A 17,122-nucleotide genomic window follows, 5' to 3' on the forward strand; every position below is an offset into this window, starting at 1 on the left:
AAGGAACCCCGGGCCAGCCCAGGCCGGCCCGGGAGATGGGTTTGAGCTAGCCCAGGCGCAGCCAATCGGTGATGGCGTTGAAACGCCCCTCGCGGACGCTGGCCCGGAAGAGGCGGGTCTGCGGCAGGCGGTGGTTCACGAAGTTGAAGTCCCGCACCAGGCCCATGGCGTTGTAGTCTCCGATCTTCTCCAGGTGCTCCACCACCCCGGCCCGGGTGAGCCGGCCCGCCTGGGCCGCTCGGCGCATGGCCTCGGCGATCCCAAAGGCCACGGCCAGGCTGCCCATGTAGTAGGTGGGGCGATAGGAGGCGTCCCGCCCCTTGCGCTGGCGGAAGCGGCGCATCTCCTCCACCGCAGGGATCAGGGCCTCGTACCAATAGGCGTTGTGGTAGGTGACGGTAAAGCCTTCGGCGGCGGGGCCGGCCCGTTGGATGAGGGCCAGCTCCGCCGAGTAGTAAGTGCCCATGAACTGGGCCTGGAGCCCCTGTTCCCTGGCTGCCCGTAGGATCAGGGGTTCCACCGAGAGGGCGTAGCCCTGGAGGATGACGAAGTCGGGGTTGGCCCGGCGCAGGTTTAGCACCACCGGGGTGGCGTCGGTAAAAGCGGGAGGAGTCACCTCCTCATGTACCACCTCCATCCCCAGGGCCCGGGCCCGCTCCCGGCCGTAGGGGATGGGGTCGCGGCCGAACTCGGTGTTGGAGTAGACGAAGGCAATGCGCGCCCTGGGCCTCTGCAGACGCACCTGCCGCAGGAGGGCCTCCATCATGTCGTTGTAGGTGGGGCCGAAAACGAAGATGGTGGGGTAGGTCCGGGGATCCGCCAGCTCGTTGGAGAAGCTGGTGGCGGAGTAGGGCAGGTTTGTGCGGGCGATCTCCGGGGCCAGGGCCTTGGAAAGCCCGGTGGAGTCCCCGTAGACGAAGAGGAGCTCGTCGGGGCGCTCCCGGGCCACCACCCGGTTGAAGGCGGCGGTGCCCCGGGCCACGTCGTAGCCCGTATCCTCCACGATGAGCTCTAGCCTGCGGCCCCCGATCCCTCCCAGGACCTCGTTCACGTACTCCACCCCGTCCACGAAGCCCTCCCGCCCCGCGTTCCCCGCGAAGGCGAAGGGCCCGGTAAGGGGAAGGAGGGTGGCCAGCTTGACGGGCCGTGCCTGGGCGGCGGCGAAATAGGGCATGCCCAAGGCTGCGAGTGAACCCACGCCCAGCTTCCTTAAGAACTCCCTGCGTTTCATCACCTTTACCTCCTTTCGGGTTGTGCTTGAGCCAAAGATAACATACCGGCCACTACCCGGCAAGAGGCCCCGCCTTGGAAGGGAGAGGTTCCTGGCTGGGCGTTGGGGAGGGGTAGCCCTAAAGGCCCAAGTAGGCCCTTTGGAACTGGGGGTCTTGCAGGAGGGCCCGGGCGGGCCCCTGGCGCACCAGGCGCCCGTTGGAGAGGACGTAGGCCCGGTCGGCCAAGGCCAGGGCCCGGGCTGCCTCCTGCTCTACCAGGAGGACGGTGATTCCCTCCTGGCGCACCCGGGCGATCTGCTCAAAGACCAGGGCCCGCACCTTGGGGGCGAGGCCGGTGGAGGGTTCGTCTATGGCCAGGAGCTTGGGACGGGCCATGAGGACCCGGCCGATGGCCAGCATCTGCTGCTCCCCCCCGGAGAGGTTGCCTGCCCGCTGGCCCCGGCGCTCCTGGAGCCTGGGAAAGAGCTCGTAAACAAAGGCGAGCTGCTTCCGCACTTCCCCCTTGGGCAGGAGGAGCCCCCCGGCCAGGAGGTTCTCCTCCACGGAGAGCTCCTTGAAGGGCCGCCGCCTTTCGGGGCAGAGGACCAGGCCCAGCTGGGCGATCTGGTGGGGGAGGAGGTGGTCGATGCGCTTCCCCAAGAACCGCGCCTCCCCCTCCAGGCGGATCTCCCCCGCCTTGCTGCCCCGGTGGAGCCTGGCCTCGAGGCGGACCAGGCCGGTGATGGCCCGGAGGAAGCTGGTCTTGCCGGCGCCGTTGGGCCCCACCAAGCAGACGAGCTCCCCCTCCCGCACCTCCAGGTCCACCCCGAAGAGGATCTGGGCCTTGCCGTAGCTGAGGGAAAGCCCCTGGACCTCAAGCATGGGCCTCCTCCCCCAGGTAGGCCTCGATCACCTTGGGGTTGCGGGCCACCTCCTCGGGGGTACCCTCCGCCAGCACCTCCCCGAAGTGCAGCACCACCACCCGGTCGGCGATCTTGAAGAGCTCGGAAAGCTTGTGCTCGATGATCACCATGGCGCACCCCTCGCTGTGGAGCCTGCCAAACCTTCCCCCCTTGCGCAGGCGGGCCAGGGACTTGGCGAGGAGCTCTGTCTCCACCGGGGTGAGGCCGGCAAAGGGCTCATCCAGGATAAGGAGCTCGGGCTCCGTGGCCAGGGCGCGGGCGATCTCCAGGCGTTTGAGCTCTCCCCCCGAGAGGACCGAGGCCGGCTCCTTGGCCTTGTCGGCGATGCCCACGAACTCCAGGGCGTCCAGGGCCCGCGCCTCGGCCCGCTTCACCCAGTCCCCCTTCCTCCCTCCTCGGGGCCCGTAGGCCGCTACCAGGACGTTGGCGATCACGGGCAGGCGCTTCAGGGGCCTGGGGCTTTGGAAAGTGGCGGCTAGGCCCAGGCGCACCCGCTCCCAGGTGGGGAGGGAGGTGATCGCTTTCCCCTTGAAGAACACCCGCCCCTCGTCGGGGCGGTGGATGCCCAGGAGGATCCTCAGGAGGGTGGTCTTGCCCGCCCCGTTAGGGCCGATAAGGCCCACGATCTCCCCCTCCTTCACCCGTAGGTCCACCCTGTAAAGGGCCTGCAACCCCCCAAAGCGCTTGGAGAGGTTTTCAGCCTGCAGCAGGTCCACCCTGGACCTCCTCCCGCAGCTCCCGGCGCGATACCTTGCCCACGTCCGTCTTGGGTAGCTCCCCCCGAAACTCGATCTCCCTGGGGAGCTTGTAGGGGGCGAGGCGTTCCTTTAGGAAGGCCAGGAGGTCCTCCTCGGTCACCTTGCCCCGGGCCTCCGCCTCCAGGACCACGTAGGCCTTGGGGTAGGCCCCCACCTTGGGGTCCGGCACCCCCACCACGCCGGCGGCCTTCACCAGAGGGTGGGCGCGGAGGGCCTCCTCGATCTCCCGGGGGAAGACGGGGCGGCCCTTGTACTTGATCATGTCCTTGGCCCGGTCGTAGAAGTGGAAATACCCCTCCTCGTCCATGCGCACCAGGTCCCCGGTGCGGAAGAAGCGGAGGCCCCCTTGGCTGAAGAAGCTTCGGGCGTTCTCGTCCTCCCGCCGCCAGTAGCCCCGGGTCACGTTGGGTCCGGCCAGGGCCAGCTCCCCCACCTCCCCCACGGGCACGGGCTCCAGGGTTTCTGGGTCTACCACCAGGGCCCGGATGCCTGGCAGGGGGATGCCGAAAGAGCCCCGCTTTATCCGGTCGCGGGGGTTGATGTGGCTCACCGAGGTGGTTTCGGTCATCCCGTACCCTTCGGCGATCTCCCTCCCCGTGCGCCGCTTGAAGGCCTCCACCGTAGCCTCGTGCAGGGTGTCGGCCCCGCTTACCACCACCTCTAGCCGTCGCCAGTCCACCCAGTGGGCCTTGGGGTGGTCCCGGAGGACCTCGTAGAGGGAAGGGACCCCAAAGAAGTGGGTGGCCCGGTAGCGCACCATGGCCTCGAGGATCCAGTCGGGGTCAGGGGTGGAGAAGACCACCAGCCTGGCCCCGGAGAGAAGCCCCCCAAGGAGGAGGACCACCTGGCCGTAGATGTGGTAGAAGGGCAGGAAGGCCAGGATGGTGTTTTCCCGGCCCAGGGGGTTCAGGCTTTGGATCACGCGGTGGGCCGCCAGGATGTTCCCGTGGGTGATCTCCACCCCCTTGGGCAGGCCGGTGGTTCCCCCCGTATAGGGGAGGGCGGCCAGGTCCTCCTCTCCCCGGGGCTCGGGAACAGGGAGGGGGGCGCTCCGGAGCAGGTCGGCGAAGGGATGGATTCCGGGTCCTTTGGGCGGGGGAAGCCCTCTCACCAGCAACCTTTGCCACGTGGGAAGGGCTTCCTTAAGGGAGGCCACAACGGTAGCCTCCAAAGCCACGCCGGTTCGGGCGGCGTTTTCCAGCAGGGCGTCCTGGACCACCAGGAAGCGGGCCCCCGAGTCCAGGAGCTGGTGGCGAAGCTCGTGGGAGGTGTAGAGGGGGCTCACGGGCACCACCACCCCCCCGGCCCAGAGGATGCCCAGGTAGGCGATGACGAACTGGGGGCTGTTGGCCAGGTAGAGCCCCACCCGGTCCCCGGGGGCCAACCCCAGGGCCTTGAGGCCGCCGGCGAAGCGCTGGATGGCCTCCAGGAGCTCCTCGTAGCGGTAGGCCCTTCCGTAGTAGAGGAGGGCCACTTCACGGCTCCTCCCCTCGAAAGCCTCCCTCACTTTCTCGCCCACGCTGCCCGTAGGGGTTTCCGCCTCAGCGGGAGTTCCCGGGGGGTAGAAGCGCAGCCAAGGGCGCTCCCAGTAGAGGGTCTGGGTCACGGTTTCACCTCCTTTGCCGCAGGAAGGTGCAGCTCCACCCCGCAGGCCCGGCAGTGCCTGCGGGTGAAGGCGTTCCTCACCTTGCACCGGGGGCACACCTCTTCCAAACGGTCCAGGACGCCCCGGACCACCCCTTGGGGCAGGAAGCGCATGACGAGAAGGATAAGGAGGGCGAAGGCCAGCATCCGGAGCTCTTCTGTGACCCGCAGGATCTCCAGGATGGGGAAGAGGAGAAAAGTGCCGGCCACGGGACCGTAGATGGTGGCGATGCCCCCGAAGACCGACCAGATGACGGGCTGGATGGAGTTGAAGAGGGAAAGGCTGTCCGGCCCCGCCACCCGCAGATAGTGGGCGTAGAGCCCACCGGCAATCCCGGCGAAAAGGGCGCTTACTGCGAAGGCCAGGAGCTTAAGGCGCACGGTGTTCACCCCCACCATGCGCACCGCGGCCTCGTCCTCGCGGACGGCGTGGAAGAGGAGGCCTATTCGCGAGCCCGCAAGCTTCCACAGGATGAGAAGGGAAATGAGGAAGATCACCACCACCAGGTAATACTCCTCCAGACGGCTCTGCCCGAGCCGGGGCAGGCCGGAAAGCCCGAGCTCCCCCCCGGTGAACCGGGGGAAGAGGAAGATGAGGCCGGTGGCGATGATGGGAAAGGCCAAGGTGACCAGGGAGAGGTAGGGCCCCCGCACCCTTAAGGAGGGGAGGCCTACCAGCACCCCCGCCAGGGTGGCCAGGAGGGCCCCCAAGGGGATGGTGAGGGCAGGGGAGAGCCCCGTTTCCCGGCCCAGGATGGCGGAGGTATAGCCGGAAAGGCCGAAGAAGAAGGCGTGTCCTAGGCTCACCTGGCCCGTGTAGCCGGAGAGGAGGTCCCAGCTGGCCGCGTAGAGGGCAAAGATGGCGGTGAGGGTGAGGACCCTGAGCCAGTAAGGGTCCTGGCTGAAGAGGGGAAAGAGAAGGAGGAAGAGGACGAAGAGCAGGGCCAAGGTGCGGCCCGGAAGGGCCAGAACCTCGTGCCGCAGGTATAGGAGAGCCCAGGGAAGGGACCAGACCCGCAGGGGACCCGTCATCGCTCCTCCGCGAAGGACGCGCCGAAAAGGCCTTCAGGGCGTAGGACCAGGACCAAAACCAGGATGAGGAGGGCCACGGCGGTGCGCAGGAAGGCGCCCCCGGGCACCAGGTTCACCACCGTTACCTCGGCGAAGGCCAGGACCAAGGCTCCCAGGAGGGCTCCCGGGAGGCTACCGAGCCCTCCGAGGACCACCGCCGCCAGAACCACCAGGAGGGGCGGCATCCACATGTGGGGCTCCAGGGTGGCCATGGGGGCTACGGCCAGGCCCGCCAGGGCGGCCAGCAGGGCCCCGAGCCCCACGGCCCAGTACCCGGCCCGGGAAAGGCTGATCCCCAGAAGCTCCGCTGCCTCCTGGTCCTGGGCGGCGGCCCGGATGCTGAGGCCGAGCCGGGTTCCCTTCAGGAAGGCCCAGGCCAAAAGCAGAACCCCTCCGGCGAAGAGGAGGGCCAGGAGGGCTTGCTGGGCCACCCGCACCCCCAGGATCTCCACGAACCCTGGAAGCAGGGCAGGGACAGAGCGGAAGTGCCCGCCGAAGAGGAGGAGGGCCACTTCCTGGAGGAGGAGGGCCAGGGCGATGGTGACGATGAGGACCGTGGCCTCGTACTCCTTGAGGGGTTCCAGAAAGAACCAGTAGGCCAGGAGGGCCAGCCCCAGGACCAAAAGGGCAGAGAGAAGAGCCGCCGGGGCGAAACCCATGAGTCCCAGGAAGAAGAAAAGGGCGTAGGCGGCGGCCATGTAGAAAGCGGTGTGGGCCAGGTTCAGGATGCGGGCCACCCCGTAGGTGAGGGCGAAGCCGAGGGCCAGCATCCCGTAGATGCCGCTCAGGACCAGGCCGTTAACCAGGATGGCGGCGAGCATCTACCTTCTCCAGGCCTCCACCACCCAAGGGGGGAGCTCATAGGGGCGCACCCCGGCGTAGCTCACCACCCGGCCTTCCACCTGCCAGTTGCGGGGCCAGAAGGCCTGCATCCGGCCGCCCACCCACTGCACCCCTAGGCCCGTGGTGTACCCGGGGCCCCAGGTGACGTCGTGGGTCCGATCGAAGACGATGCGCCCTGTGGCCCCGGTGTAGTCAGTGGCCTCGAGGGCCCGCACCACCGCGTCCACGTTGGTGGTGCCCGCGCGGGTCAGGGCCTCGGCCAGGATGTAAAGCGCCCCGTAGGCTCCACTGGCCGTGTAGATGGGAAACTGGCGGAAGCGGGCCTGGAAGTTGCTGATGAAGGGGATGGTCCTCGGGGTAATGGCTACGCCCGGGGCCAGGGAGTTCAGGGTGGCCACGTAGGTCCCGAGGTTGTCCGTGGCCCTGAGCCAAGTTTCCTGCTGGGCCTCCACATTGATGCCCACGGGGGCGGCGGGGATCCTCAGGCGGCCCCAGTCCCGCCCGAAGGGCACCCCCACGGGGCCGGAGAGCACGGTGAAGATCACCTGGGCCCCGGCCCGCTGGATGGCCGTGAGTTCTGGGGTCACGTCGGTGGCTGTGGCCGAAGGCCGCCAGGTGCCCACCACCTCGGCCCCGTATCCTTGGGGCGGGGGGGCGGCGAAGAGGCGGCCCGCGGTTTCCACCAGGGGGTCGGCCCAAGCGGCCCGTTCTGCCAGGATAGCCACCCGGGGCCGAGGGATGCCGAGCTGCTGCCTTACGGCCTGAACCACCTCGGCTGCCAGGAGAAGGGAGGTCCGGGCCAGGTCGCTGGACTTATTGGGGCTCACGCGGAAGAGGTACTTGAAGCGCTCGTAGTTCCGGTCCACCCGCCCTGCCAGAAGCCCGTCCAACCCGGCCCCCGTGATGATGAAGATCTTGCGGTAGTCTGCGGCCACCTCGGTCATGGCCAGGACCGCCTCGCTGCGGAAGCCGCCCATCAGGAAATCCACCCTTTGGGCGGTGATGGCCCGTTCCACTGCGGTGGCGGCGTCGGTGACGCTGGTCATCTCGTTGGTATCCACCCGGATGAGCTCGATGCGGTAGCGCTGGTTACCGATCTGGACGCCTCCCGCCCGGTTGATCTCCTCCGCCGCCAAGGTGGCCCCGTACCAGGTGTGCTCCCCTTGCACGAAGGCCATGGGTCCCACCACCCCGATGCGCAGGGTCTGGGCCGAGACCCCGCTCCCCAAGAGGAGCGCCACCGCCCAAAGGACCGCCGTCCCTATCCTTCCCATCGCCAACCTCCTTTCCTCTTACCCCCAGGCTAGCCCCTCCCCCGGCGTTCGACAAGGGCGTTTGCCGCTTACCGAAGGGCCCCATGGGGGCCTGCCGCTACCGACCAGTCGGTTGGGACCAACTTATCCCCGAACCCCATTCCTTGTCAAGTAGCATGGGTCCATGCCCCGCTGGCACGCCGTCTACCGCCGCTGGGTCCTGGCGCGGCACTACCGCTTTGCCCGGGAAGAGCTAGTCCCTCATTTTTTCGATGCCCTCACCGCCTATGCCCTGGAGCTCGCCCGCCTGGGCGTTCCCCGGGCCCAGGAGGCGGTGGCGGCCTTAAGACAGCTCCGGGCCCACCCCCTTCCAAGCTTCACGGGGGAGGCGGAGGACGTGTTCTTCTCCATCCAGGCCCAGCTCGCCGAGCACTGGGGGGAGGAGGTGGCGGGGGCGGTCAGGCGGGGGCTTTCCCGGAACGACCTGGACCTCACCGTGTTCCGCGCCTACCTCCGGGACAGGGTTTTGGCTCTCCTGGGGGATCTTTGGCGTTTCCGTCGGGTTCTCCTGCGGGAGGCCCAGGCCCACGCGGGGGTTCCCCTGGTCCTCAGCACCCACCACCGCCCCGCCCAGCCCACCACCCTGGACCACTACCTCCTGGGGGTGGAGGCCCTCTTCGCCCGCGACCACGGCCGCCTGCTCCGCGCCTTGGCCACCTTGAACCGCTCTCCCCTGGGGGCCAGCGCCCTGGCGGGAAGCCCTTACCCCGTGGACCGCAGGCGGCTTGCCGCCCTTCTGGGCTTCGAGGGGCCGGTGGAGAACACCCTGGATGCGGTGGCCGCAGGGGACTACGCCCTGGAGCTGGCCGCGGCCCTGGCCGGCTTGGGGGCGAGCCTTTCCCGCTTCCAGACTGACCTCCTCTCCTGGGCGGAGCGGGGAGCCTTCGTGGTGGGGGAAAGCCTGGCCCAAGGCTCCAGCTTCATGCCGCAAAAGCGTAACCCCGTGGTGCTGGAGCACGCCCGGGTCTACGCCGGGCGGCTCCTGGGGGATACGGCCTCCCTCCTCTTCCTCAACCACAACACCCCCTACACCGACCTGAACGACCACTCCACCGGGGCCTTGGAATCCCTGGCCGGCCTTCTGGAAGCGGCGGAGGCCGCCCTCGAGCTCACCCGGGTGGCCCTGGAGGAAAGCCGCTTCGAGCCCGCCCTCCTGCTGGAAGAGCTCTCCCCGGAGGTCCTGGCCTCGGAGGCGGTGGACCTCCTGGTGCGCCAGGGAGTGCCCCTCGCCGAGGCCTACCGCCGGGTGCAGGGGGCCCTGCCCGGGGTCAGGCCGGAACTCCTCGGGGTGGAGCGGGAGGAGCTCATCGCCTGGATGGGCCTCGAGGGCTTCTTCGCCCGCCGGGAGGTCCTGGGGGGTGTGGGGCCCAAGGCCCGGGGGGAGGCCTTGGCCCGGGCCAGGAAGCGGCTCAAGGAAGACCGCAAGGCCTTAGCGGCCCTGCGGGCTCGGGTGCGCCTGGCCAGGCGCCTGCTGGCCAAGGGGCCTGAGGGTTTCCAGGCGGAGGAAGGCGGGAAGGCTACGGATCAGGAGGGGTAGGTAGAAGGCCAGGAGCCCCTGGGCCAGGAGGTCCAGGAGCAGGCTGTGCAAGCCCTCCGCCAAGGTTTTGGCGGCCAGGGTGAAGGCGGCCAAGGGTAGGGCCAAGCCCCAAAGCCCGGGTTGGAAGGCCAAACGCACCCGGTGCGGGAGGAGGTTTTCCAGGAAGAGGGCCATGGCCAGAGCAAACCACCATCCCCCTAAGCCCCAGAGGGCAGCGCCGAGGGGATGAAGGTTCTCCAGGTCCGCGGGGAGAAGGCCCGCCGCCTTGGCCCCTTGGAGGAGGGAGGGGGGTGCCGGGATCCCCACCCCCACCGGGGCCAAGCCGACGAAGAAGCCGGGTGCCAGCTCCGGGGCTGGGGGTTCGTAGGCGTAGAGGCGGGCCAGGAGGTTGGCCCCTACCCAGAGGAAGAGGACGAGGCCCAGCCCCAAGAACGCGAGCATCCGGTAGAAGCCTTGGCGGCGGATACCGGCGGGATAAACCGGGTGCCGTTAGCGGTCTCGAAGGGCAGGCGCGTGCGGGTGAAGATCAGGTGGCTGCGGACGCTCATACCCCCCAGCATCAGAAGATAGGGATAGGGGGTATGTCAATGGGTACGGAAGTATTCCACGGTGAGCCGGATGCCCTCCCGGAAGCCCACCTGGGGCCGCCAGCCGTGGGCCAGGAGCTTGGCGGGGGAGAGGACGCTCCGCTCCAGATCCCCAGGGCGCGGGGGGGCGGGTTGCACGGTGGGGCTTTTCCCCGCGGCCTCGGCCACCGCCTCGAGGACTTCCTGGGTGGTGTGCCCCTCCCCCGTCGCCACGTTGTAGGTCCCTTCCAGGCCCTTGAGGGCCAGGTTGTGGGCCCGCACCACGTCGGCCACGTAGATGTAGTCCCGCACGCACCCCTCGTCCCCGGGGGTTCTCCTGGCGTAGAGGGTTACCGGTTCCCCTTGGAGTACCCTGTCCGCGAAGATGGCCACTACCCCGGCCTCCCCGTGGGGGTCCTGGCGGGGGCCGTAGACGTTGGCGTAGCGCAGGGAGACCCATTTGAGGCCGTAGTTTTGTCCATAGGCGGAGAGGTAGTGCTCAAAGGCGGCCTTGCCCGCGGCGTAAGGGCTTTTGGGCCTGGGGGGCCAGGCCTCCTCCGCCACTTCGCCCTCGGCCACCTCCCCGTAGATGGCCCCCCCGGTGGAGGCGAAGACCAGCTTCTCCGCCCCCCACCTGCGCATGGCCTCCAGGAGGTTCAAGCCGCCTAAAAGGTTCACCTCAAAGTCCAGGACGGGGTTTTCCACGCTCACCTTCACCGAGGCCTGGGCCGCCTGGTGGGAAACGTGGGTGGGGCGGAACTCGCGGAAGACCCGTTCCACCCCGTCCCGGTCCCTGAGGTCCACTTTGTAGAAGTAGATGCCTTGGGGTACGTTTTCCCGCTTGCCCGTGGCGAGGTTGTCCAGCACGGCCACTTCCACGCCTTCTTCCACCAGGCTGTGGACGATGTGGCTACCGATGAAACCCGCTCCACCCGTCACCAGTACGCGCATGGGGCACCTCCAAAAAACCCGGGCCAGTTTACCCGAAACCAGCCCGGTGGGTGAAGACTTGGGGTTAGCCGATCCTCACCTCGGGCTCGTTGCCGGGTCGCCACTTGATGGTGCAGCCGATGGCGGGGGCCTCCTTCAAGGGAGGCTCTTCTCCCTTGAGGAGGGCCTCGAGGGCCGCCTCCAGATCGTGGCTCTTCACCCCGGCGGGGTCCTTGGGGCTGTCGTTCACCCGGCCGTGGTAGCGGAGGAGCCTCCTTTGGTCAAAGAGGAAGACCTCCGGGGTGCGCAGGGCCCGGTAGGCCTTGGCCACCTCCTGGCTCTCGTCCAGGAGGTAGGGGAAGGGGATGCCGTGTTCCTCGGCGAAGGCCACCATCCCCTCCGGGGCGTCCTCGGGGTAGCGCTTGTAGTCGTTGGGGTTGATGCCCACGAAGGCCACCTGGCCCCGGTACTTTTCCGCCAGGGCCACGATCTCCCGGATGGAGCCCTTCACGTAGGGGCAGTGGTTGCACATGAAGACCACGGCCAGGAGGGGCTCCTGGAACTGGGAAAGCCGGTACCGCCCGCCCCGGGGGTCGGGGAGCTCGGCGTCGATCAGGGGGCTTTCCAGGGGAAGCTCGGGGTACTGCAGCATGGGGCCATCATACCCCGGGCTGGTCCCTGGGACAATGGCCCCCGGCCCCTCCTGGTATCCTGGGCCCATGCGCGGACTCTCTTCAGAGGAGGCCAAGCGCAGGCTAAAGGAGCACGGGCCCAACGCCCTTCCGGAAAAACCCCCGGAGCCCCTCTGGCGAAAGTTTCTGCGCCAGTTCCAAAGCCCTCTCATCTACATCCTCCTCTTTGCCCTGGTGGTGGATCAGGCCCTTTGGATCTACAAGGGGGCCCAGGGCATCCCCTTCGAGTCCCTGGCCATCCTGGCCATCCTCCTCCTCAACTCCGTGCTGGGCACCCTCCAGGAGAGCCGCTCTGAGCGGGCCCTGAAGCGCCTGCGCACCCTGGCGGAGCCCCAGGTGCGGGTGCTGAGGGACGGCCGCTTCCGCACCCTGAAGAGCCGGGAGATCGTTCCCGGAGACGTGGTCCGCTTGGAGGCCGGGGACCGCGTGCCCGCGGACGGCCTCCTCCTGGAGGCAAGCGGGGTCCTCCTGGACGAGAGCGTCCTCACCGGGGAGAGCGTCCCCGTAGAGCGGGGGGAAGGGGAGGAGGTGCACGCGGGCACCCTCCTGGTGCGGGGCCGGGCCCTTGTGGAGATCACCCGTACCGGTCCCAAGAGCGCCATGGGCCGGATCGCCGGCCTGCTGGCGGAGATCGGAGGGGAGAAGACCCCCCTGGAAAGGCGTCTCAACGCCTTCGGCCACCAGGTGGCCCGGTACATCCTGGGGCTGGCCGTCTTCATCATCCTGGGAGGTCTCCTCTTCCAAGGGCTAGAGCGGGCGGACGAGGTGGTCATCTTCGCCGTGGCCCTGGCGGTGGCCGCGGTACCCGAGGGGCTTCCCGCCGTCCTGACCCTGGCCCTGGCCCTGGGGGTGGAGCGCATGGTGCGCCGCAAGGCCCTGGTGCGCCGGTTGGCGGCGGTGGAGGCCTTGGGAAGCGTCACGGTCATCGCCACCGACAAGACGGGCACCCTCACGGAAAACCGCATGGAGGTGCAGGAGGTGGTGGGTCCGGACCCCGAGGGGATGCTCCTCGCCATGATCCTCTGCAACGACGCCGACCTGGAGGCGGGGGTGGGGGATCCCCTGGAGCTCGGCCTCCTCCGCTTCGCCGCTAAGCGCCTGGAGGTGAGGCGGGTGCGGGCGGAGTACCCCAGGCTCTCCGAACGGCCCTTCGACAGCGCTTGGAAGTACATGCGGGTCACCACCCCCGGGGGGAGCTTCCTCAAGGGGGCCCCGGAGGCCCTCATTCCCCGCCTGGGCCTTCCCCAGGAGGAGAAGGCCAGGCTCCTGGAAGAGGCCGAGGCCCATGCCCGCGAGGGCTACCGGGTCCTGGCCTTCGCCCAAGGGGAGGGGCAGCGGGAGGAGGGTCTGCGCTTCCTGGGCTTCGCCCTCCTTCTGGACCCGCCCCGGCCAGAGGTGCCGGGGGCGGTGCGGAAGGTGCTCCAGGCAGGGGTGCGGGTGGTGATGGTCACTGGGGACCACCCGGCCACCGCCTTGGCCGTCGCCCGCATGGTGGGCATCCCCGCGGAGACGGTGGCTACGGGGGAGGAGATCGCGGAGCTTTCCGACGAGGAGCTTCTGGAGGTGGACGTCTTCGCCCGGGTCAAGCCCGAGGACAAGTTCCGCATCGTCCAGGCCCTGCAGAAGGCAGGGGAGGTGGTGGCCATGACCGGGGACGGGGTGAACGACGCCCCGGCCCTGAAGCAGGCGGACGTGGGCGTGGCCATGGGACAGAGGGGCTCGGACGTGAGCCGGGAGGTGGCGGACCTCGTCCTTCTGGACGACAACTTCGCCACCATCGTGGCCGCCATCGAGGAGGGCCGGAGCATCTACGAGAACATCCAGAAGTTCATCCGGTACCTCTTCTCCACCAACGTCTCCCTGGTCCTCTTGGTCCTCTTCGGCTTAGGGTTGGCCCTGGCCCTGGGCCTTCGGGACAACGGGGCCCTCTTCCTGCCCCTCACCGCGGTGCAGCTCCTCTGGATCAACGTCATCGCCAACGGTCCCCCGGCCTTGGCCCTGGGGGTGGACCGCAACCCGGGGCTCATGGGGAGGCCTCCCCGTGACCCCAGGGAGCCCCTGTTGGACCGGGCGTCTTTGGCCTTCATCCTCCTCACCGGGGCGGTGAAGTCGGTGATGGGTGTCCTGGTCCTCCTGGGGGTCTACCTCCTGGGCAAGGGGCTTTTGGTGGCACGTACTGCGGTCTTCCTCTACGAGATCCTGGCCCAGCTCTTCTTCGCCTATCCCTCGAGGCTCCTCAGGATCCATCCCCTGCCCAACCCCTGGCTCAACGCCGCCATCCTCCTGGGGGCTGCCCTGCAGGTACTCCTCATCTACTGGTGGGTGGGGCAGGCCTTCCTGGGTCTGGTGCCCCTCCAGGGCCCTGAGCTCCTGGTGGCCCTCTCCGCCGTGGCCCTCACCGGGGCCTTTGCCCTCCTGAGCCTGCCCCTGGTGCGGCGGCTGGCGGGGGGGAAGGGGTAGGGGATGCTCTACCTTCTCTTCCTGCTGGTGGCCCTGGTGGTCCTCCTGGCCGGGCGGCAGGTGGCCTACTACGGGGATGTCTTGGCGGAGAAAACGGGCCTGGGACGCAGCTTCATGGGGCTCTTCCTGGTGGGGGTCACCACCAGCCTGCCGGAGCTTTTCCACGTGACCAGCGCCGCCCTTCAGGACCTCCCCGACATCGCCGTGGGCAACCTCCTGGGGGCCAGCATGGTGAACTTCCTCCTTCTCACCCTTCTGGACGCGGTGCACCCCCGTCCCCTCTCCGCCCGGGCAGGCCAGGGGCACGCCCTCAGCCTGGGGCTGGTGGTCCTCCTCCTGGCCACCGCCGGCCTGGGCCTCCTGGCGGAGGGGAACGGGGGTCGGGTGGGGCCCTTCGCCCTGGCCCTTCTCCCCCTTTACCTCCTGGCCCTCTGGCTTTCCTTCCGCTACGCCCGGCGCTTCCCCCGGGACCAGGCCCTAGAGGCCGAGGCCTACGAACGGGTGCCCTTGCGGACGGCCCTTCTCCGCTACGCCCTGGGGGCGGCCTTTTTGGTGGGGGCGGCGGTCCTCCTGCCGGGCCTGGCGGGGGCCATCGCCGAGGAGACCGGCCTGGGCCAGGCCTGGGTGGGCACCTTTATGGTGGGCCTGGTCACCACCCTGCCCGAGGCCACGGTGGTGGTGGCGGCGGCCCGCCTGGGGGCGGTGGACCTGGCCTTGGGGAACGCTCTGGGGAGCACCCTGTTCAACACCTTTCTCCTCTTCTACGCCGACCTCCTGGCTCCTGGGTCCCTTCTGGCCCAGGTGGCCCCCGGCCATCTCGTGAGCCTCTTGGTCCTCCTGGCCATGGCGGGGGCCGTGCTCACCGGGCTCATGTACCAGAGCCTGAGGAAGCTTTGGGTGCTGGCCTACGACTCCTGGGCCATCCTGGCCCTGTACCTGCTTGCTGCCTACCTCTCTTTGGCCCGGTAGGGCACCACCAAGACGGGCTTCCTGGCCCGGCGCAGCACCTCGTGGGTCACGCTGCCCAAAAGCAGAAGGTCTAGCCCCGTGCGCCCGTGGGAAGCCAAGACCAGGAGGTCGTGCTCCTCCAAAAGCCCCCGGATGACCTCCGCCGCCCGACCCTCCCGGAGAAGGCTCCGGCAGGCCACCCCCAGGGCTTCCGCCTCCGCCTGGGCCCGAGCCAGGGCCTCCTTGGCGGCCTTTCTCTGCTCCTCTAGGAGCTGCCCGTAGTAGGGGAGGGTTTCTGGGCCCAGGAGGAGCCTGGGGCCCAGGGGTTCGAGGACGTGAAGGAAGGTGGCCTGGGCACCCAGCAGTTTGGCCAGCCGCAGGCCTTCCTGCAGCCCCTTTTCCGCTGCCTGGCTTCCGTCCGTGGGCAGGAGGAGGGTCCGGTACATACCTCAGCCTTCGATGACCACCGGCAGGATAACCGGGTCGCGGCCCGTGGCCTTCTTGAGGAACTTCTTCACCGGGTAGTAGATGTCGTCCCGGATGCGCTCCAAGGGCTTCTTCTCCCGCACGCCGTTGTGGAGGGCCTCGAGGGCCATGCGCTTCACCTCCCCAAGAAGCCTTTCCCCCGCCTTCACGAAGCCCCGGGAGACCACCTCCACCACCGGGTCCTTTCCCGCCAAGGCGGTGATGACCAGGATCCCCTCCTCGGCCATGTGGCGGCGGTCGGCCAGGATCTCCTCGGTGATGTCCCCCACCCCCAGGCCGTCCACGTAGAGGGTGCCCCAAGGCACTTCCCCGGCCTTCTCGAAGGTGGTGACCGTGAGGCGGTACAGGGCCCCGTTTTCCCCGATGAGGGTCCTCTCCGGGGGACGGCTCATGCCCTCGGCCAGCCACTTGAGGTTGGTCTGGTGGCGCACCTCCCCGTGCCAGGGGAGGAAAAAGCGGGGGGTGGTGAGGTTCAGGATGAGCTTGAGCTCCTCCTGGGATGCGTGGCCCGAGGCGTGCACCCGGTAGGTAGGGGGGTAAAGAACGTAGGCCCCCAGGGCGTAGAGGCGGTTGATCACCCGGTTCACCGCCTCCTCGTTGCCGGGGATGGGGCTGCTGGAGAGGATGACCGTGTCCCCGGGCTTGATGGCCATGCGGGCGTGCCCCTCGAAGGCCAGCCGGTGCAGGACGGACATGGGCTGTCCCTGGCTCCCCGTGGCCAGGACCAGGACCTGGTGGTCGGGGAGGTCCCGGACCTCCTCCAGGGTGTAGAGGCGGTCCCGCACCTTGAGGTAGCCGAGCTCCAGGGCGATGCGGCTGAACCGGAGCATGCTCCGCCCCTCCATGGCCACCTTCCGCCCGTACTTCTCCGCCGCCCAGATCACCGCCTGGATGCGGTGGATGTGGCTGGCGAAGGTGGTGACGAAGACCCGGCCCGGGGCGCGGCCGATCACCCGGTCCAGCTCCTTGGCGATCTCCATCTCGCTCGGGGTGTAGCCTGGGCGCTCGGCGTTGGTGGCGTCGGCGATGAGGAGCAAGACCCCTTCCGCCCCGGCCTGGGCCACCTTGGCCAGGTGGGAGACCCTGCCGTCGATGGGGGTGGGGTCCAGCTTGAAGTCTCCCGTGTGGACGATGGTGCCGATGGGCGTGCGGATCACCACCCCGGAGTTGTCGGGAATGGAGTGGGTCATGCGGAATAGATCCAGGGTGAAGTACCGTCCCACCGGGATGCGGTCGTCGGTGGAAACCTCCTTTAGGTTGAAGGCCCCGGGCCTTAGCCCAAACTCCTCCAGCTTGCCCTTCAGGAGACCCAGGGTCAGCCGGGCCCCGTAGATGGGCACATTGGATTCTTTCCCGAAAATCATGGGCAGGATGAAGGGGAGCCCCCCGATGTGGTCCTCGTGTCCGTGGGTCAGGACCCAGGCCCGGATGAGGTGGCGGTTTTGGATCAGGTAGTCCACCCGGGGGATGAGGAGGTCCACCCCCGGCATCCCCTCGTCGGGGAAGGCCAGCCCTCCGTCCAGGACGAAGATCTCGTCCTTGAAGCGGAAGGCGGTGATGTTTTTGCCGATCTCCCCCATCCCCCCCAAGGGGATGATCTCCACGAAGTCCTGGGGACCGACGGCTTCTGGGGGGGCGCCCTCCTGGGGTCGCCTGCGCCGCCGCCGCCTGGGTTTACGTTCCGGGTTTTCCATACGCCTCCTGTTCTCCCGGCGGAGCCGGGGCTGTGGCCTGCCCGTG

At 68.5% G+C, this 17,122-nt stretch carries 15 protein-coding genes; 3 read left to right on the forward strand and 12 right to left on the reverse strand.

The genetic code is table 11. From position 1 onward, the window contains the following. Nucleotides 1-46: 46 nt before the first annotated feature. The 7 genes from ETP66_RS01110 to ETP66_RS01140 form a co-directional block, all read right to left on the reverse strand. Nucleotides 47-1,231, reverse strand: a complete 1,185-nt coding sequence (locus ETP66_RS01110) for an ABC transporter substrate-binding protein (RefSeq protein ID WP_130839791.1) — start codon at nucleotides 1,229-1,231, stop codon at nucleotides 47-49. 118 nt (nucleotides 1,232-1,349) lie between these two features. Beyond that, nucleotides 1,350-2,093 carry an ABC transporter ATP-binding protein gene (locus tag ETP66_RS01115; protein ID WP_130839793.1) on the reverse strand — a complete coding sequence of 248 codons (744 nt, stop codon included), beginning with the start codon at nucleotides 2,091-2,093 and terminating at the stop codon, nucleotides 1,350-1,352. Further along, the gene (locus ETP66_RS01120) at nucleotides 2,086-2,850 is read right to left on the reverse strand and encodes an ABC transporter ATP-binding protein (RefSeq protein ID WP_130839794.1); all 765 of its coding nucleotides are present in this window, start codon (nucleotides 2,848-2,850) and stop codon (nucleotides 2,086-2,088) included. Before ETP66_RS01120 ends, ETP66_RS01115 begins: the two co-directional genes overlap by 8 nt. Further along, a complete protein-coding gene (locus ETP66_RS01125) occupies nucleotides 2,831-4,498 on the reverse strand; it encodes an AMP-binding protein (RefSeq protein ID WP_130839796.1) in 1,668 nt (555 codons plus the stop codon). Before ETP66_RS01125 ends, ETP66_RS01120 begins: the two co-directional genes overlap by 20 nt. Further along, a complete protein-coding gene (locus tag ETP66_RS01130) occupies nucleotides 4,495-5,568 on the reverse strand; it encodes an ABC transporter permease subunit (RefSeq protein WP_130839798.1) in 1,074 nt (357 codons plus the stop codon). Before ETP66_RS01130 ends, ETP66_RS01125 begins: the two co-directional genes overlap by 4 nt. Continuing rightward, the gene (locus ETP66_RS01135) at nucleotides 5,565-6,428 is read right to left on the reverse strand and encodes a branched-chain amino acid ABC transporter permease (RefSeq protein ID WP_130839800.1); all 864 of its coding nucleotides are present in this window, start codon (nucleotides 6,426-6,428) and stop codon (nucleotides 5,565-5,567) included. The genes ETP66_RS01130 and ETP66_RS01135 overlap by 4 nt, the downstream gene beginning before the upstream one ends. After that, a complete protein-coding gene (locus ETP66_RS01140) occupies nucleotides 6,429-7,724 on the reverse strand; it encodes an ABC transporter substrate-binding protein (protein WP_130839802.1) in 1,296 nt (431 codons plus the stop codon). A gap of 163 nt (nucleotides 7,725-7,887) precedes the next feature. Between ETP66_RS01140 and ETP66_RS01145 the strand changes: the two genes are divergently transcribed. Then, nucleotides 7,888-9,300 (forward strand): lyase family protein, encoded by a 1,413-nt coding sequence (locus tag ETP66_RS01145; protein WP_130839804.1) that lies wholly within the window; start codon nucleotides 7,888-7,890, stop codon nucleotides 9,298-9,300. On the opposite strand, the gene ETP66_RS01150 is transcribed toward ETP66_RS01145, so the two are convergent. From ETP66_RS01150 to ETP66_RS01160, 3 genes are all read right to left on the reverse strand, one after another. Beyond that, nucleotides 9,193-9,741 (reverse strand): SLAC1 family transporter, encoded by a 549-nt coding sequence (locus ETP66_RS01150; protein WP_236630063.1) that lies wholly within the window; start codon nucleotides 9,739-9,741, stop codon nucleotides 9,193-9,195. The genes ETP66_RS01145 and ETP66_RS01150 overlap by 108 nt on opposite strands. A gap of 143 nt (nucleotides 9,742-9,884) precedes the next feature. Continuing rightward, nucleotides 9,885-10,817: an NAD-dependent epimerase/dehydratase family protein gene (locus tag ETP66_RS01155; RefSeq protein WP_130839806.1), complete on the reverse strand. Its 933-nt coding sequence runs from the start codon at nucleotides 10,815-10,817 to the stop codon at nucleotides 9,885-9,887. Nucleotides 10,818-10,881: 64 nt separating this feature from the next. Further along, entirely contained in the window at nucleotides 10,882-11,448 is a 567-nt protein-coding gene (locus tag ETP66_RS01160) for a thioredoxin family protein (protein WP_130839808.1), read from the reverse strand. 67 nt (nucleotides 11,449-11,515) lie between these two features. On the opposite strand from ETP66_RS01160, the gene ETP66_RS01165 reads away from it, so the two are divergent. After that, nucleotides 11,516-13,948, forward strand: a complete 2,433-nt coding sequence (locus ETP66_RS01165) for a cation-translocating P-type ATPase (protein ID WP_130839810.1) — start codon at nucleotides 11,516-11,518, stop codon at nucleotides 13,946-13,948. A 3-nt stretch (nucleotides 13,949-13,951) separates the two neighbouring features. After that, nucleotides 13,952-14,917, forward strand: coding sequence for a sodium:calcium antiporter (locus ETP66_RS01170; protein ID WP_130839811.1), 966 nt, complete (start codon nucleotides 13,952-13,954; stop codon nucleotides 14,915-14,917). Here ETP66_RS01170 and ETP66_RS01175 read toward each other — a convergent pair. Then, nucleotides 14,896-15,342 (reverse strand): universal stress protein, encoded by a 447-nt coding sequence (locus ETP66_RS01175; protein ID WP_130839813.1) that lies wholly within the window; start codon nucleotides 15,340-15,342, stop codon nucleotides 14,896-14,898. The two genes, ETP66_RS01170 and ETP66_RS01175, sit on opposite strands and share 22 nt — an antisense overlap. A 3-nt stretch (nucleotides 15,343-15,345) precedes the next feature. After that, entirely contained in the window at nucleotides 15,346-17,076 is a 1,731-nt protein-coding gene (locus ETP66_RS01180) for a ribonuclease J (RefSeq protein ID WP_130839815.1), read from the reverse strand. Nucleotides 17,077-17,122: the final 46 nt, after the last annotated feature.

Origin of the sequence: Thermus thermamylovorans (assembly GCF_004307015.1) — a bacterium.
Taxonomy (GTDB): Bacteria; Deinococcota; Deinococci; order Deinococcales; family Thermaceae; genus Thermus; species Thermus thermamylovorans.

Bases quoted from the DNA above. Each gene is read 5' to 3' on its own strand.
- ETP66_RS01175 (WP_130839813.1), bottom strand. From the start codon at position 15,342: ATGTACCGGACCCTCCTCCTGCCCACGGACGGAAGCCAGGCAGCGGAA.
- ETP66_RS01160 (WP_130839808.1), bottom strand. From the start codon at position 11,448: ATGCTGCAGTACCCCGAGCTTCCCCTGGAAAGCCCCCTGATCGACGCC.
- ETP66_RS01170 (WP_130839811.1), top strand. From the start codon at position 13,952: ATGCTCTACCTTCTCTTCCTGCTGGTGGCCCTGGTGGTCCTCCTGGCC.
- ETP66_RS01140 (WP_130839802.1), bottom strand. From the start codon at position 7,724: ATGGGAAGGATAGGGACGGCGGTCCTTTGGGCGGTGGCGCTCCTCTTG.
- ETP66_RS01150 (WP_236630063.1), bottom strand. From the start codon at position 9,741: ATGCTCGCGTTCTTGGGGCTGGGCCTCGTCCTCTTCCTCTGGGTAGGG.
- ETP66_RS01155 (WP_130839806.1), bottom strand. From the start codon at position 10,817: ATGCGCGTACTGGTGACGGGTGGAGCGGGTTTCATCGGTAGCCACATC.
- ETP66_RS01115 (WP_130839793.1), bottom strand. From the start codon at position 2,093: ATGCTTGAGGTCCAGGGGCTTTCCCTCAGCTACGGCAAGGCCCAGATC.
- ETP66_RS01110 (WP_130839791.1), bottom strand. From the start codon at position 1,231: ATGAAACGCAGGGAGTTCTTAAGGAAGCTGGGCGTGGGTTCACTCGCA.
- ETP66_RS01180 (WP_130839815.1), bottom strand. From the start codon at position 17,076: ATGGAAAACCCGGAACGTAAACCCAGGCGGCGGCGGCGCAGGCGACCC.
- ETP66_RS01130 (WP_130839798.1), bottom strand. From the start codon at position 5,568: ATGACGGGTCCCCTGCGGGTCTGGTCCCTTCCCTGGGCTCTCCTATAC.
- ETP66_RS01135 (WP_130839800.1), bottom strand. From the start codon at position 6,428: ATGCTCGCCGCCATCCTGGTTAACGGCCTGGTCCTGAGCGGCATCTAC.
- ETP66_RS01145 (WP_130839804.1), top strand. From the start codon at position 7,888: ATGCCCCGCTGGCACGCCGTCTACCGCCGCTGGGTCCTGGCGCGGCAC.
- ETP66_RS01165 (WP_130839810.1), top strand. From the start codon at position 11,516: ATGCGCGGACTCTCTTCAGAGGAGGCCAAGCGCAGGCTAAAGGAGCAC.